Below are 16,810 nucleotides of genomic sequence, written 5' to 3'. Positions count from 1 at the left end.
AGGTAGTTTAGAAACGTATCTTTCACAATTAAAAGAAACAAAGGTATTTACAATGTTTCCTTTTTGCGGTATAATATAAATAAAATAACCGATACGAAATTGAAAGAAAGAAGGTATATGGATGAAATTACAAAAAGTGTTGAAACAAAGCGCAGCCTTGGGATTAGCCGCATTATTAACAGCGGCAGCACCGGTAAGTGTAAGCGCTGCCAGTTGGCAGCAAAACAGCACCGGCTGGTGGTGGCAGGAAGACGATAGTTCTTATCCGACAAGCACATGGAAAAGCATTTATGGGAAATGGTTCTATTTTGACTCTTACGGCTATATGTTAGGGGAAGGCTGGCATTGGATTGATGGAAAATGCTATTACATGTATTCTGGCGGTGACATGGCAGAGAACACATGGGTAGACGGAAGCTATGTGGATGCCTCCGGAGCATGGGTTCCTGATGCAGAGCCGGCACAATGGAGAAGCTATGCAGATCGCTGGTGGTATACCTTCCCGGATGGCAGCTATCCGGAAAATGAATGGGCTGCTATCAACGGTGCATGGTATTATTTCGGCGAAGACGGCTGGATGCTGGATAAAGGTTGGCACTGGATTGACGGAAAATGCTATTATATGTACTCCGGCGGAGCTATGGCGGAGAGCACATGGATAGGCGGAGATTATGTAAATGCTTCCGGAGAATGGGTAACTGATAAATGGGTTGCATCAGGAAACCAGTGGTGGTATCGGTATGCAGACGGCAGCTATCCGACAAACACATGGAAATACATAGATGGGGCATGGTATTATTTCGATGGCGCAGGCTGGATGTTAGGTGAGGGCTGGCACTGGATTGGAGACACCTGTTATTACATGTACGCTGACGGAAGAATGGCATCTGATACATGGATTGATCATTACTATGTAGACGCCTCCGGCGCATGGATACCGGAAAAATGCAACCATGAATGGGAAGAAAAATATGAGGACATCGAGCATCCGGAAGAAGGACACTATGAAAACGTTCTGATTTCACCGGAAGAAGGACATTATGAAAAGGTATTGGTGAAAGACCAGTGGACCGAATATAAGCTGATAAAAGAAGCGGAATATGAAGACCGCTGGGTGGTAGACAAGGAAGCATGGACGGAAAAGGTACACAATCCGGCAAAGGATAAATATGAAATTCACTACCTCTGCAACGGTTGTAAAAAGGACTTTGGTGATGATTATGAAGGAATTATGGCTCATAACAAAGAACAAATGTTACAAGGAAACCTTGCTTGCGGAGGCTGGCACGAAGCAGAGGTGCTTGTAGAAAAAGGATATGACATCATCGAACATCCGGAAGAAGGGCACTATGAACATGTAAAGATAGCAGATGCAGTGTATCAAAGCATCTGGCATCCGGCAGAATATGAAGACCGCTGGATTGTAGACCAAGAAGCTGTGTATGAAGATAAGTGGGTAGTAGACAAGGAAGCATGGACGGAGCATAAACTGATTGGGTATGTGTGCAGCCATTGTGGAGAGTCAAAAGAAGCTGAAGAAGCAGTAGAAGAATAGATGTCAAAAAAGTGCCTGAAGGTGATACTTCAGGCACTTTTCTGATGTTCATTTTGCATTTTGTCAATAATGAATTAAAACATTTTTGATTTTAAAGATTTGATGGCTTTCGGAATGTTCATTCTATCACTACTGACCTTCATTTTTACGTTTTGTAAGTAATCCTATTATTACATAGAAAAACTACCCTTGAAACTTTGGCAGGTTTAGGGTGGTATTTCTATCTCTTATAAATCCGGTCAACCCCTTGTGGGCGGTTGTTCCTTTAAACATATTATAAGTCAGAGAAAGAAAAAATGCAATCAAATATAAAAAAAGTTATGAGGAAATCCTGAAACCGTACTTTTAGGGCTTTTTTGAGTAAAAAATAATTGTAAGCGAAAGAAAAAAATGGTAAAATATAAATTAGGAATAATCGTGTTACAGGGTGGCTGACCTTCATTTTATAATACATAGAATGGGGGTGGTGCTGATGAAACATTTTGATTTCAAAGATTTAATGCAATTCGGAATGTTCATTCTATCACTACTGACCTTCATTTTTTCATTCTGTCGGTAGTGATTTAAGGCATAGAAAAACCACCCTCTGAAAACTTTGAGCGGTTTTAAGGGTGGCATTTCTATGCTATTTCCAAAATCGGTCAACCCCTTGTGGGCGGTTGTTCCTTTAAACATATTATACGCTAGAGAAAGAAAAAATGCAATGGAATAGAAAAAAATTTTATAAAAAAGTCCTGAAGCCGTGTTTTCAGGGCTTTTTTTGTTACCGAGAGAAAAAATAATCGGGGGAAATTAGAGATTTTAAAATGACATTTGATATTTTTTTACAAAATTCATTGTCATTTTCGGGTTTCAATGCTATTATTTAGATACAGAGGTATGCGACAAAAAGTATACCTTTTTTTCATGTCAATTTTTCTTTATTATTTTCTGATTTTAACGTAGGTCGGTTATTAAAAACATAAACAATTCTTGAAAAATTTCCAGTAAAAGGTTCAACTCCCCTCCTTTTTTTATGGTGTACAAAAAGTATACATTTTGTAAAAAATTCAAGGAGGAAAGCAGCGTGAAAAACAAGAAGTTTGTTTCTTTTTTCTTAGTTGCTGCCGCTCTGCTTTATGCGAGCACCCCTGTTCTGGCTGCTTCAAAAGATAGTTTTAGTAAAACAATCAATTTCAAAGCAGAAAATGAACAGGAAAATATTCCGGATTTCGATAAGGAGATTATAAGAGACGGACAGAAATACACTCTGTCCGGTGTTAGTGTACGCACTTTGAAAAAAACTCCTCAAGAAGAAGTCCAGTATTTAACAAAAGAAGTAGAAAAAGTAGTAGGAGCTCAGGAAGAATATGCTCCGCCGGATGAATTGCAAGATAATGACATTCTTTATTCCTTGTCACATGTTGTGCAAGAACCCATCTCTACTCCCGGCGAAGGACAATTAGTTACGGGTTTTGTTGACTACCAATACCCTATACAGCAATCCGATGTTCCCAAGACAAAAGCCATTTCTACAACAGATCCCGCCACCGGTGAGACCATACAGGTGACGGCTGAATTGAAAAATTTAGTACAACAGGGAGGTGGATGGAAACCCAATTACATTGATATTAAGTTTTATAACATGGATGCAGACTATTTTGAATGGAATGGTATACAGATAGAAGGCAATCAGGAACAACCGCTTCAGGGTTATGAACAGGAGCTTTTAGCATCAGTCGGAGCGGATAGGAATACCAGTAGGGTAATCCGGACTTATTGGACTTCTGATGTATACACGGATGAAAATGGTGAGACCTGTCGGAATGCAAGGGCTGACATTGAACAGTATGTTAATTATTATAGGGCAAACTATGAAAAGAGACTGGATAAAAATGAAGTCCGCTATGTTGCCGCTTATCGGGCAGAACAGACAGTTGAAAGCCAGACATCCTTTATCTACGAAAGAGCTGCAACCGCAAAATACGAAAAAGATGACAATAAAATCGTGAAATACATTATGGCAGGAGCAGGAATTTTAATTTTTGTTGCCATAGTTATTGCAATTCTTTATGTCATTGCCAAGAAAAAGAAGAAACAGGAGAAAAAATGAATAGTTTATATGTAAAAGGATTATCTGTTTTAACTGCTGGTGGAACAGGAGGCTCTGATCCAATAAGCAAATTTTTTAATATCATATCAGATTTGATAGCTCCAATAAGCAACCAGATTACAGTTATTGCTACGATTGTTGTGCTGGTATCTGGATTATTATTTATGCTTCCACTTCCAAAACGATTTAAGGAGAAAGCCGGAGGCTTTCTTGTTTTCCTTATTATTGGAGGTTTGCTGGTAGCTGGTGCAGCACAGTATGCAGCATATATTGAGTCAAAAATGAGCTTTTAAAGTGAAAACCTTTCAGGGTGCTACAAATAGCACCTTGAAAATAAAAGAAAGAAGTATATGCAAAAAAGTGATTTTAAAAAATTAAGAGATCAGATTGCTTCTGTCCTGAAGAAAACGGAAAAAGAAAAAAGGGTAATGCAGCTTAACCGCATTTTAGCAGAAAAAGAAAACGTGAGAAAACTGCTTTTCGTAATAGATATTTTCCTTGCTGTGTGCTTCAACTTCCTGATAAATACGCTTGTAGAACTATTTACAGAAGAAAATATATGGGGAATTTTAAAAATTTTCCCATTGCCGAAGGGAATAATAATTTTTTGGTGGCTATATCTGATTTTTCTGCTTTTTCTTCTTATATGCGATATAACATGGGCTTATAAAATAAAAGTCTCTTTTTCAGAGGAAAATTTTAATGTTAATCAAAAAGGCTCATCCCGTTTTACAACAGTCGAAGAATTGAAAAAGCAATATCGGCAGATTGATGAACGGGAAGGGGAATATGATGGTCTTCCGGGGTTTTTGATTTCCACTCATGAAGGGAAGCATTTTATTGATGATGGAAATACAAATACAATCACAATCGGTATTACAAGAGCTGGTAAAGATAAAATCTATGTAGAACCGAATATGAATAATTACTCACGAGCAAAAATAAAACCATCTATGGTGATTACAGCTTTAAAAGGTGAAGAATACAGGGCTGCTAAGAAAAGATTGGAAAAAAGAGGATACAAAACCCTGCTTTATAACCTGTCAAATCCGAAATATAGTATTAGTATTAACTATTTAGCAAATATGTTAAAGCTGTATAAGCAAGGGGATTATGCAACAGCAGAACTAATGGCATACTCTTATTCCTATTCGATTTTTTGTGCAGGAGAAAGGACAAAAGCAGAGAATGACTTTTTTACTGAGAATGCGGCAGCTTTATTTTCAGCCTTGATTATTGCTCATATTACAGATTGCTTAGAAGAAGATGAAAAGTATAACCATATTCGGAAACTAAAGTTCCAAGAAAAACAAGAAAAGTTTTTAGATTTACCGGAAAAAGAACAGGAACAGGCAAGGGAGAATTTAAAAAAATATCAAGGGGAAGACTATGTACTGGATGATACGGTTCATTATATTCCGGATGACGTGACATTTGAGAAAATTGAGAAATATGAAAAATGTGTAAATATATACAGCATTATCGTGATGTTTTCAGAGTTATCAAGGAAGCGTGATGCAAACGGAATAAGTGAATTAGACCGATATTTTAATATGCGACCAGCTACCGATAGAGCAAAATTGAAATATTTATCCATAGATTTAGCTTCAGACCGTGCCAGTGGTGATATTTATTCTTCTATGGCAATTAAATTAACCAACTTTTCCAATGATGCAATTATAAAAATATCATTAGAAAATGAGCTGGATATGGAAGAACTTGGATTTGGGGAACAGCCGATTGCTCTTTTTATTGTTTTTCCGGATTATGACAGTTCGTTACATACACTTGCATCTATTTTAATCAGGCAATCTTATATTATGCTTTCACGAATGTGTGATGAGCACATGACCTGTAAAAGACCGGTAAAGTATATTCTGAACGAATTTGGTAATATGCCACTCATTGAAGGTATGACAAATATGCTGACCGTTGGTCTGGGAAGGAATATTACCTTTGACCTTTATATACAGTCCATAAAACGTATTCAGAAGATTTATGGAGATAAAGATGCGGCAACAATTATAGCAAACTGTGGAAATCAAATTTACTTAATGGGAAATGACACAGAAACAGCGGAATATTTCAGTAAGATGTTAGGTGAGATAACTTACATAGACATACAGAGAAGTGGCAGTAAATTGAGCTTAAATAAAACATTTACGGAAAGAACAGAAAAAAAACCGCTGATGTCTGCAAGTGATTTAAGAGAACTGAAAAAGGGACATAGTGTTGTAAGAAGGGCAATGAAACGTACAGATTTGGATGGAAATGATATAAGACCACGTCCAATTTATAACCGTGCGGAAGATGGTACGAAGCTGAAATTCAGTTATGATTACTTGCAAGGGATTTTAGAAGATCCCCGTACAATCCGGTTGTCAGAAATTGCGCCAGAAACAAAAGAAATTTCCAATATAGAAGAATATATTATGGATTTTAATAAGGTAATGAAGCGCTTAGAAGAAAATGTACCGGCTCCTAAAAAAAGAAAAAAAGAGCTGCCGAAAGTAAAAACGCTGGCTTCCTTATCACAAAGGCATTATGCGCTGTTAGAAAGTTATGCTATGGATGGAATTGGGGAGGATTATAAAGAAATTTTAAATTGGTCGCATAAGCTTCCTTTAGAAGAACTTTATCAAAAGATAGAAGGGTTGGAATTTATGAAAAAAGAGTCAAAAAAGACCATGTTATCAATATTAGAAGGTCGTATCAATGAGAAGTAAGAAAAAACGGATATGTGGAATTGTAGCAATTTGCTTCACGATTTTTCTTTTTTCACAGGCTGTTTTGGCAACTCCATCTGAAAGTGAAATAATCGATGTATTAAGCCATAATACAGAATATTTTCAACAGAACGATTGGTTTGGAGATATTTTACGAAGCTTGGGATGGTGGCTTGTTTCGTTTTTGCGGACAATCTGTGTAATGGCGGAAGAACTTTATCTATATTGCTTTAAATTGCTTACCTTCTCCACCAGTGATAATATCCAGAATTTAATATCCAGTATGCAGCCAATGTATCACGCTATTTTGCTTTTAAGTATTACTGCGGTAGGGTTAATGCTGATGCTGTTTAACAGCAAATTTCCGAATTTCTTAAGAAGTATTTTACTTACTGTTGCAATCGTTACCTGTTCTTTCTATATTATATCGCAGTTAAATAAAGCTCTTTATGATACAGAAACAGATACCGGACTAGTGACATGGGCAATCGGAGAAAATCATACAGTGGCAAATGATGTGGTAAATGCAAATATCACAGACCTTTTGTATGTAGATCAAAAAGAAGAAAATGGTCTCATGAGCTTTAGCAAAGATAATATTGAAAATTATCATTATCCGGAGCTCACAGATGAAATGTTTAATAGTATTCGAGTGAGAGAAACATTGAACTATAAGGATGAACAACTATCGGAAGAAGGAAAAGAGCTGTTGAAAAAAAGGCTGAAAGTAACTGCAGATGCAACTTTTACACTCGGCGATGTAAAAAATGGATGGGGATGGAATTCAGAGGGTGATGATGATACTGGAAATGAATTTTACTATCGCTACCATGTAAACTATCCCATTTGTATTTTAACATTGTTTGCATTTGTAGCAGTTTATATTGCAATGTCTTTTGTCGTTGTAAAGATTATTACAAATCTCGTAATAGGACAAATACTTAGTATTTTATATTCTGCCGATCTTACCGGTTCCAAGAAGACATGGATGATTTTGAACACTATGAAAGATGGGTATATTGCTTTATTTTTAACGGCATTATCTGTTCGTATTTATACATTATTTCAGGCATGGTTGAATGATTTGTTTGTGGATCACGGTATGGTAAATGCAATTATCCTTGTACTTTTAGCATTTGCGATTATTTCCGGTCCGTCCATTATTGAGAAAGTAACAGGACAAAATGTTGGAGTGTCTGGTGGTCTAGGGATGATGTATGCAGCAAAACAGGCAATACATGGAGCAGCAAGTATTCCGGGACATCTTGCATCAGCGGGAAAAACTTTGGCAAATGGATTTGGTTGGGCGGCGGATAAGGCAGTAAAACCAATGCCGGGTACACCTTCCTCTTTTTCATCTAATGGAACAGGCTTACCGGATAATGGAAAGGATATGCCGGGGCTTCCAAATTCTCCAAATAATCCATCTGGTGGAGGTGGCAGTGGTAGTTCATCCGTAAGAAATACCGGTGAAAATCAATCGGGAAACAATTTGGAAGGCTTACAGAAAGAACATGGATTAGAAGCAGAAATGAAAAAAATGAGTAATGCTACATCAGCACAGGGGAAATATGACAGCATGATTGAGAGCATGAATGAAGCACCGTCAGAGTTACAAGATGACTCCATTGCAAAGAAGATGCAGGAAAATCTAAATAAGGAGAGTACCGATAATTTAGATGAAAAACCAGAGCAATTAGATGGCGCAATGCAAAAAATGTCTCAGGGTACACAGGAGCTGGGAGAAAAGGATAGATTAAATATGGCAACCTCTGATTTGGATAACATTATGAAAGAAATGCAAGGAAATCAGGGAGTATCAGGAGAAAAGAGTAGCCTAAATGAAGCAACATCAGGCTTGGATAACACCATGAAAGAAATGCAAGGAAATCAGGGAGTATCCGGAGAAAAGAGTAGCCTAAATGAAGCAACATCAGGCTTGGATAACACCATGAAAGAAATGCAAGGAAATCAGGGAATATCCGGAGAAAAGAGCAGCTTGAATGAAACAACATCAGGCTTGGATAACACCATGAAAGAAATGCAAGGAAATCAGGGAGTATCCGGAGAAAAGAGCAGCTTGAATGAAACAAACTCTGGCTTGGAAAATAGTATGAAAGAGATGCCGGGAAATCAGAGAGTATCCGAAAAAAAGAGCAGTTTAAATGAAGCGTCTTCAGGCTTGGAAAATAATATGAAAGAGATGTCGGGAAGTCAGGGAGTATCCGAAGCAAAGAGCAGCTTAAATGAAGCAACATCAGGCTTGGATAATACTGTGAAAGAGGTGCAAGGAAACCAGACAGTTACTGGAGAAAATCCAAACAGGACATCGGATGGATTGGGAAAAACAATGCAGGAGACGTCTGGAGGTATATCTTCTAATACGAGTAGTGCAGGAACAGAAACACTGGAAGGTACTCGCACAATAGAACAAGGAAGCAGCCTAGATGGAAGTTATAGTATGTATGGAAGTAATTCTAATGATTTATCAAGCAATAACGTAAATAACTTAAATCCGGCAAATACAGGAGCAGGAGCATCGATTGCAGAAATGCAGCGACAGCTAAGAAAGGCAAAAAAAATCGATGAAGAATTAAAAGATACACTGATGGACGAGTAGTAGGAGGAAAAATGGAAGACGAATATAATATTGCTTCTGAAATTAAATCAGAGACAAAAGTGGCAGGGAAACTTCTAGTATCAACGTTTTATTTCTTATGTTTTTATTGGATATTGTTTTATTCTTTGAGAGTTTTTGTACATACCCAGCTGATGCTTCCGTATGCAATTTTTGCAATCGGTACGGGCATCTTTCTTACGATGCCCAGTTACTTTAATCGAAAACGGAAAATGTATCAAAGCATTTTGATTTTCTTTTTTAGGGATAAGTCGATTTATAGACCGGTGAGGAATGTCAGTGCAATAAAACGATTGAAAACATTAAAGCTTACAATAGAAAGGGAAGAAATTGATAAGTATTAAAGAAAAAGCTTCGGAAAGGGTAAGTACCGTAATGCCGCTTCGAAAAGTTGCACAGGAAGGCTATTTTTTAGATAAAAGAGGCAAAATCGTAGACATTATGCAGGTGGTTTCCAAGGATTTAGAAAATATGTCAGAAATAGAAAAAGAGATAGAGTTTCTAAAACTATGGAAATTTAACAAGATGAATGGAGCAGAAGTCAAATGGGTTTCTTTAAATTTTCCATGCAATACGAAACAACAGCAAGCGTATTTTCGTCGGCAGATAGAAAAATGTAAGGATATGCACAAGAAAAAATGGCTTCAGAAATCTCTGGACGAATTGATTTGGCTGGAAAAAAACAGGACAAAAAGGGAATATTATCTTTTCTTTTTTTCAGAAAGTAAGGAGGAACATAAGGAGTTTATTATGCGTAACCTCAAAATTATGGGAAACGGAAAAGAGAAATCATTAGAAGAAATGAGTTTTCATAAGAAATGTCAGGTGTTATCCAAAATGTCAAATCAGAATATTCAGCTTTTTGATGTCTAAACAAAGGAGATAACAGAAATGCGAAGAAAAAAACAGCAGGAAGAAATAGATGAATATCTTCTGGAAAAAATACAGCCCGTAGGAGGGATATCTTTTCGGGACGAAGCACATATTCTTACTGGCACAGGATATCAAAGTTGCATACATGTCTATGAATATCCGGATAGGGTACATAGCAACTGGTTATCTACGTTAATGAATATACCTAGTACCATTGCAGTAGTTGATGTTAAAACAGAAGATACACAGGAAGTAAAGAGAAATTTAAACCGTTCTATGGAGGAACAGGATTTAAGGTATCAGATGTCGGAGCATCCGGCGGATAAATACGATGCAAAACAAAAATATTTAGAAATGAAGCAGATTTTTGAAGAAATCAATCGAATGAAAGAAATCATTAAATTGCTTCATGTACGGATTTATGTCTCCGGACTTACACTGCACGATTTAGAAAAAAATGTAAAAGAGATTTTATCCGAGTTAAATACCTCTGGTTTCAAGGCAGCAATTATGTTGAATGAAACAGAGAGGGATTGGCAGGCAATGTTTTTACCTTATGGTGAGCAACAGGAAGCCTTATATGCAATGGAAGGACAACCGGTTTCTTCGAAAACACTTGCAGGTGGAAATCCTTTTCATTTCTCAGATTTAGAAGATCCTCATGGTTCTGTATTGGGCTTTACATTAAGTGGCGGAAATTTCCTTTTTGATATTTTTCATGCAGACGAACAGAGGAAGAATTACAATGCCTCTGTTGCTGGTCTCATGGGTTCTGGAAAATCCACACTTTTGAAAAAGCTGTTTAAAGATAATGCTATGCGAGGAAATTTTGTCAGGGCATTTGATATTTCTGGTGAATTTCGGGAACTTACATACGAATTTGGAGGAAAAGTATTAAAGCTGGATGGGAGTGAGGGAATTGTTAATCCATTGGAAATATTAAAAACCAGCGAAAATGAGAAAAATAATTATTCTATCCATATTACAAAGCTGATTACTTTTTATAAGTTTTTGAAGCCAGATGTAAGTACCGAAGAATTGAATAAGTATCAGGAAATGCTAGATGAATTGTATCGGGCTTTTGGATTAAGTCCCAGTATTCAGAACAAAGAAATTAAGATTACTGGTCTTCCGGCAAGACAATACCCTATTTTTTCAGATTTCATTGCGTTATTAGAAGAAGAAATCAATAGGCAGACGAATAATACTTACAATGATGTGGAAAAAGAAATTGCCGTATATAACATTCTATTGCTTCAGAAAGTAAAGGACACAATATCATCTTATATGGGAACGTATGGAAATGTATTCAATGGTTATACATCAGTTTCTATTTTGGATGAACAGGTAGTAACCTTTGACATTAGCGATTTGAAAGAATTTGCTGCAAATGTTTTTCAAGCTATTGTTTTTAACATGTTAAACCTATGCTATAACGATAGCACAATAAATGGATATGCTATGAAGCAGCTCTATGAGACAGGAAAAATTGAGTTTGAAGATATTATACGTTTCTTAATTATTATTGACGAAGCGCCACGTATTATCAGCACACAATATTTACAGTGCTTGGATATGCTGACACGCTTCCTTCAGGAAGGTAGAAAATATTTTATTGGGATTATACTGGCAGCACAGTCCATCCGAAGCTATTATCCGTCTTCCGTACAGGATAGGAATAAGATACAGGCAATGTCTTCTGTCTTTGAGCTGGCACAATATAAGTTTACCTTCCAACAAGACGAGAGTGTAAAAGAAACCATTGACGCTGTATACGGAAGAAACCTGACGGAAATACAAAAAGAAAAAATTTCTATTTTGGAACGTGGAGAATGTTTTTTCTCCATTTCAGGCATGAACACGTATCATGTGAAAATATTTGCAAGTGAGGAAGAATTGAAACTGTTCCGTGGAGGTGTATAAAGATGCAGCCGAAACGGTTTTTGAAAAAACTTATCTTGTCAATCGTTTTGGTTTCTTGTTCAGGTTTTATTCTGTTATTTACAATAATTACAGTCGTTGTGACACAAGATGAAATGCAGAAAATCTCATATATGCAAAGTCAAACGGGAGGTTCAGGTGCTGCTGGAACAGGAGGCATGGATATTGTTGCGGTGGCGCAGCAAGAATATGCGAACAAGGAAGAAAACAGAGGTGGCTATAAGTATAAAAACTGGTACGGCATGAATGCTGACTGGTGTGCAATGTTTGTCTCTTGGTGTGCAGACCAGTGTGGATACATAGAACAGGGAATTATCCCGAAAACCGCTTCGGTATATGGATTTTATTCCCACTATAAAAATATAGGGAGATTTCATTATAAGGAAGAAGCATATAACCCAAAACCCGGAGACATCATTATTTATGGGACAAGTACACATACCGGGTTAGTGGTTGGATATGACGCAGAAACAGATATTGTCACCACGATTGAAGGAAATACCGGGCAGTCTTCCACAACACCTTTTCATCTTGGAAGTGAGGTTAATCAGAGAAATTATGCGAAATCCAATCCAAGAATTACCGGATTTTGTTCTCCGGAATATCCTGCCGGAAACACTGGTGCTGGTCCTATGGGAGAGGGAGAAAGAATAGTTGTCCCATCCGGTTTAGGTTCTGTGCATACTTACATGGGATGGCAGATGATTACCTCTCCTACATCTTTGCAATATAAATTAAGGCAGGAAGCTGGGATGAATTTTGACGCAGAAGGTTTTGGAAGGATTGGAGACAGATATGTAATTGCCTGCACTACAACGTTTGGAGGGATTGGAGATTATGTGGATTTTTACAAAGAAAACGGACAAGTTTTAAAGTGCATTATTGGGGATATAAAAAACCAAAATGATCCCGGATGTAACAAATGGGGACATTTAAACGGTACGTGCATCATTGAATTTGTCGTTGATAAAAATACATGGTATCCAAGACATCCAAATCCCGGAACAACATCCTGCCATCCGGAATGGCGAAGTAATATTACGATGGCAGTAAACAGAGGAAATTTTTGGGGCTGATTTTCTTTTTTAGGAAGTATGGGGACTACCTCCCCAAGCCCCTGTGAAAACCTTACAAACAGAAAACCATTTTACAATGTTTTCCTGATTGCTGCGGTTGAGAAAGGTTCTTGTTTTACGCTGTTATAGCAATCTTAAGCACACTGGAAGACATAAGGCAAAAAGGAGAAGCAGATGAATAAAGTAATTTTGATGGGACGTTTAACAAGAGATCCTGAAGTAAGATATTCTGCTGGTGAAAATTCAATAGCCATTGCCAGATATACGCTGGCTGTGGAGCGCCGTTTTAAAAAAGAGGGCGAAGCAACCGCAGATTTTATAAGCTGTGTAGCTTTTGCCAAACAGGCAGAATTTGCAGATAGGTATTTCCGTCAGGGCATGCGTATTATAGTAAGCGGCAGAATACAAACAGGAAGTTATACAAACAGAGACGGCATTAAAATTTATACAACCGATGTTGTAATAGAAGAACAGAATTTTGCTGAAAGTAAATCGCATACAGAAAATGGTGAGAAGGCACAGAGTAATGCGCCAATGATGCCGGAAGATGCAAACGGATTTATGAACATTCCGGAAGGAATAGATGAGGAATTGCCTTTTAGTTAAGATTACGGTAAAGGAAGGGGAAATAAAATGACGGTTATAGCAGTAGCAGTGGTACTAATTATTTTCATTCTCGTATTCATATATTCCTTAGTGCGGATTAGTAGTAGAGAAGATGATTTGGCAGAACAGGAAAAATATATGAAACAGTTAGTAGAAATGAAAGAAAAAGAAGAAAGGGGGGAACTGTATGAAAGGTAGAAAGAAAACAGGGAAGAAATTCATTGCATTTGCATTAGCTGTACTGACATTTGCTAGTATTTTTTTCCAAAATAATGTACAGGCAGAACCTCAAAATTTGATAGAGCCTTTTCAGGAAAAAGGAGAAGCGGTACAAACTGAAAATGAGAAAGAAGAACTTATAGAGTTAGAAGAAGTATCGAAAGAGATAGATGACAGAAAACCTTTATATGATGCTGAAAAGATTTACAGGGAAGCACAGGAAATTGGTGTAGGGTTTGCAAACACACAAGGCAGCTCTACTTATGCGGCTGATCCCAGATGGAACAAGTGGGACGAACGCTATGCCGGCAAATTGGTTTCTGCTTCTAACTCTGGTATTCAAGTTGATATTGTGTTGTATCGTCCTTCAGGCAATACCATTCTGCATAGCTGGAAAGAAGGCGTTTTAGGGTTTAAAAATCCGGATGATCCAAACAATACCTATTATCACGAGAAAGCATATTGTGCAGATCCGGATATTAAATTTGCCGGTGGAACGTTCGTGTGTCAACCGATGTCAGAACGCTACAATGAACAAACCATTCAATTAGTATGCGCTATGCTAAAGTATATTGACGACCAAGCGATTTATCACCAGCATTTATCGGACAACAATCTTTACGCATTAAGACAATGTGCTATCTGGGCTGTTTTAAACACCGTAGAAGGCTGGTATCCGCAGGATGCGTACATAGAATTTGGAAATGGTGTTCATTGTCCGGGAGATAGTAGCTGCTATATCTCAAATCATGTTTCTGACTTAATGAACAATGGCTGGAAATGGGCGCACGATAATTACCAGAATATGACACCTAGGGACTGTCATTATTGGTACAACAAAGCCAATCCGGATAGCAGACAGCCTTTAAGTACATGGGACTATGAGTATCATTCACCTTGGCTTGCAATTCAGAAAAAACCATCCTCTAACGGTGGATATGTAAATGGTGTATGGTATGATGCTGAAGCTTATGCAAAATGGGCGATTGATGGTAATCCAGCTTATTCACTGGAAGGTGCGAAATATACGGTATGGAATGAGAAAACAGGCGAATATTATTATGATGCCATAACAACGGATAAGTATGGTTATGGTTGGTGTTATCTACCGGAGTCCGGTAATTATCAAATACAGGAGACAGTACCGCCTAAAGGCTACAAGCTTGACAGCACATGGTATCCGGTTACTTTAAATACAACCAATTATACGTTTGAACATCCAGAACCGATTAAGACAGCGGAGATTAGAATTCATAAATCGGCAAAAGTACCTACGGATAAGTCTTTAGCAGGAGCAAAATACGGAGTCTGGAACTGGGAAGGCTCCGTTGGAAATGGAAAACCTGATTTTGTAATCACGACAGATGAAAGTGGCTATGGTAAGGTAGATAACTTGCCTTTATGGTATTACTACATACAGGAAATAGAAGCACCGGAGGGATTTGGACTAGATACAACGGTATATGAGGCTGATTTAAGAGAGGCTGGCTCTTACGATGAAATAGGCGTGGATTTATATTCACAAGAACCTCTGGCTTTTGGAAAAATTACGCTGCAAAAGCAGTCTGCAAATCCAGAGTGTACGGATGGGAACAATGCTTATTCTTTAAAAGGGGCAGAGTATTCCATTTACAGTAATCAGGATTGCACAGACTATATAGACAAGCTGATAACAGACGAGAACGGATATGCAGAAAAAGACGGATTAAAGCTTGGAACATATTATGTAAAAGAAACCAAAGCATCACTGGGATATGCACTGGATAAAACAGTTTATGCCGTAGACTTGACAGCAGACTCCGGAAATTTGGAATACCAGATTACCTCAAAAGAAGTCCCATTGCTAGACCCGATATCCATTTTAATTAAAAAAGTAGATAAAGATACGGGAAATCCGGTACCGGCAGGACAGGGAAGCTTAAAGGGTGCAGAGTTTACCTTTAAATTTTACAAAGGGGAATATCCAGAAGATACAGACCCGGAAACACTAGGAAAGACGGCGGATAAGACATGGGTATTTGCAACAGATGCAGAAGGTTATATTGGATTTACAGAAGAATATAAAGTTAGTGGAGATAGTTTTTATATAGGGAATAAGGGTACACCAGCATTACCAGTCGGTACACTTGTGATAACAGAAACAAAAGCACCGGCAGGATATCACATGAATGGTGAGACTTTTATTAGAAAGATTACACCACCGGGAACATCAGAAAGTGCTCAGTCCTATGTCACTCCGGAAATTGAGGAAGACAGCGTAAGCGTAAAAATTATTAAGATACAGGATGGAAACAATGTTCGTATTCCCGGCACGGTATTCCGTCACACGATGCCGGATGGTACAACAAAGGATTATGCCACAGATGACAAAGGGGAAATTCAGTTACAAGGGCTTGCCGTAGGAAAACATCAGGTGGTAGAAATGTCTCCGGCAGAGGGATATTTGCCGAATACCAGCGTATTTGAATTTGAAGTTACCGCAGATAATCAGGTACGTGCCATTACACAGATTACAGAGGATATGGGAATTGCCTTTGCGGAAGAAAAAAATGGAGACGGTACTTTAACGGTAAAAAATAAGTTAGCTCCGTTTAAGCTGAACATTCATAAAGTAAATAATAAAGATAAGGTATTAGAAGGTGCTGAATTTACCTTATATGAGGATAAGGATTGCAGCGTAGAGGTTGACAGACAGGTGTCTGATAAAGACGGAAATCTGGCATTTAAAGATGTAGAGACCGGCAGGGAATGTTACCTAAAAGAAACAAAAGCGCCGGCGGGGTACAAGCTTCCAATCAATCCAGATGGCAGTCCGGTGATTTATAAAATTAAAGTGGAAAGTGACCCAATAAAAAACAGTTTTATCGTTTATGTAAATGATAAAGCTTATGATGCTAATTCCAATGGTGCGATTACCATTGGCGGTACAAAAAAGGATAGGGAGGTCAACCTTACGGTTGTGAATACGGTAAGTGGAAAGCTGCCAAATACAGGCTCACAGAATATGCTTTGGATTTTGGCAATCGGAAGTATGTTAATGATTACCGCCCTAAAAAAGAAAGAAAAAACAACACGATAAAAGAA

The 16,810-nt window shown here is 37.8% G+C and carries 12 protein-coding genes; all 12 read left to right on the top strand.

The window, feature by feature from the left end; all coding sequences use genetic code 11:
- The first annotated feature begins 121 nt into the window (after positions 1 to 121).
- The 12 genes from BQ7352_RS00290 to BQ7352_RS00240 all read left to right on the top strand — a co-directional run bounded on the left by BQ7352_RS00290 (position 122) and on the right by BQ7352_RS00240 (position 16,805).
- A complete protein-coding gene (locus BQ7352_RS00290; RefSeq protein WP_072445914.1) occupies positions 122 to 1,555 on the top strand; it encodes a hypothetical protein in 1,434 nt (477 codons plus the stop codon).
- A 1,066-nt stretch (positions 1,556 to 2,621) separates the two neighbouring features.
- Entirely contained in the window at positions 2,622 to 3,647 is a 1,026-nt protein-coding gene (locus BQ7352_RS00285) for a hypothetical protein (protein ID WP_072445912.1), read from the top strand.
- The gene (locus tag BQ7352_RS00280; protein WP_072445910.1) at positions 3,644 to 3,940 is read left to right on the top strand and encodes a hypothetical protein; all 297 of its coding nucleotides are present in this window, start codon (positions 3,644 to 3,646) and stop codon (positions 3,938 to 3,940) included. The genes BQ7352_RS00285 and BQ7352_RS00280 overlap by 4 nt, the downstream gene beginning before the upstream one ends.
- Before the next feature lie 57 nt (positions 3,941 to 3,997).
- Positions 3,998 to 6,373: a type IV secretory system conjugative DNA transfer family protein gene (locus BQ7352_RS00275; RefSeq protein WP_072445908.1), complete on the top strand. Its 2,376-nt coding sequence runs from the start codon at positions 3,998 to 4,000 to the stop codon at positions 6,371 to 6,373.
- The gene (locus BQ7352_RS00270; RefSeq protein WP_072445905.1) at positions 6,363 to 8,993 is read left to right on the top strand and encodes a pLS20_p028 family conjugation system transmembrane protein; all 2,631 of its coding nucleotides are present in this window, start codon (positions 6,363 to 6,365) and stop codon (positions 8,991 to 8,993) included. The genes BQ7352_RS00275 and BQ7352_RS00270 overlap by 11 nt, the downstream gene beginning before the upstream one ends.
- Before the next feature lie 11 nt (positions 8,994 to 9,004).
- On the top strand, positions 9,005 to 9,355 hold the full coding sequence (locus BQ7352_RS00265) for a DUF5592 family protein (protein ID WP_072445903.1): 351 nt from the start codon (positions 9,005 to 9,007) through the stop codon (positions 9,353 to 9,355).
- Positions 9,342 to 9,884 (top strand): hypothetical protein, encoded by a 543-nt coding sequence (locus tag BQ7352_RS00260; RefSeq protein ID WP_072445901.1) that lies wholly within the window; start codon positions 9,342 to 9,344, stop codon positions 9,882 to 9,884. Before BQ7352_RS00265 ends, BQ7352_RS00260 begins: the two co-directional genes overlap by 14 nt.
- Positions 9,885 to 9,902: 18 nt before the next feature.
- Positions 9,903 to 11,807 (top strand): VirB4 family type IV secretion system protein, encoded by a 1,905-nt coding sequence (locus BQ7352_RS00255; protein ID WP_083429806.1) that lies wholly within the window; start codon positions 9,903 to 9,905, stop codon positions 11,805 to 11,807.
- 2 nt (positions 11,808 to 11,809) lie between these two features.
- Positions 11,810 to 12,901 carry a CHAP domain-containing protein gene (locus BQ7352_RS00250; RefSeq protein WP_072445897.1) on the top strand — a complete coding sequence of 364 codons (1,092 nt, stop codon included), beginning with the start codon at positions 11,810 to 11,812 and terminating at the stop codon, positions 12,899 to 12,901.
- Between the two features lie 174 nt (positions 12,902 to 13,075).
- Positions 13,076 to 13,507, top strand: coding sequence for a single-stranded DNA-binding protein (locus tag BQ7352_RS00245; RefSeq protein WP_072445895.1), 432 nt, complete (start codon positions 13,076 to 13,078; stop codon positions 13,505 to 13,507).
- A gap of 27 nt (positions 13,508 to 13,534) precedes the next feature.
- Positions 13,535 to 13,705, top strand: a complete 171-nt coding sequence (locus tag BQ7352_RS14480) for a hypothetical protein (protein WP_159430622.1) — start codon at positions 13,535 to 13,537, stop codon at positions 13,703 to 13,705.
- Positions 13,695 to 16,805 carry a SpaA isopeptide-forming pilin-related protein gene (locus tag BQ7352_RS00240; RefSeq protein WP_083429805.1) on the top strand — a complete coding sequence of 1,037 codons (3,111 nt, stop codon included), beginning with the start codon at positions 13,695 to 13,697 and terminating at the stop codon, positions 16,803 to 16,805. The genes BQ7352_RS14480 and BQ7352_RS00240 overlap by 11 nt, the downstream gene beginning before the upstream one ends.
- Positions 16,806 to 16,810: the final 5 nt, after the last annotated feature.

It is taken from the genome of Blautia sp. Marseille-P3201T (genome assembly GCF_900120295.1).
Taxonomy (GTDB): Bacteria; Bacillota; Clostridia; order Lachnospirales; family Lachnospiraceae; genus Blautia.
The sequence above is the reverse complement of the archived record's forward strand: the minus strand, read 5'-3'. Positions and strand labels throughout refer to the sequence as shown.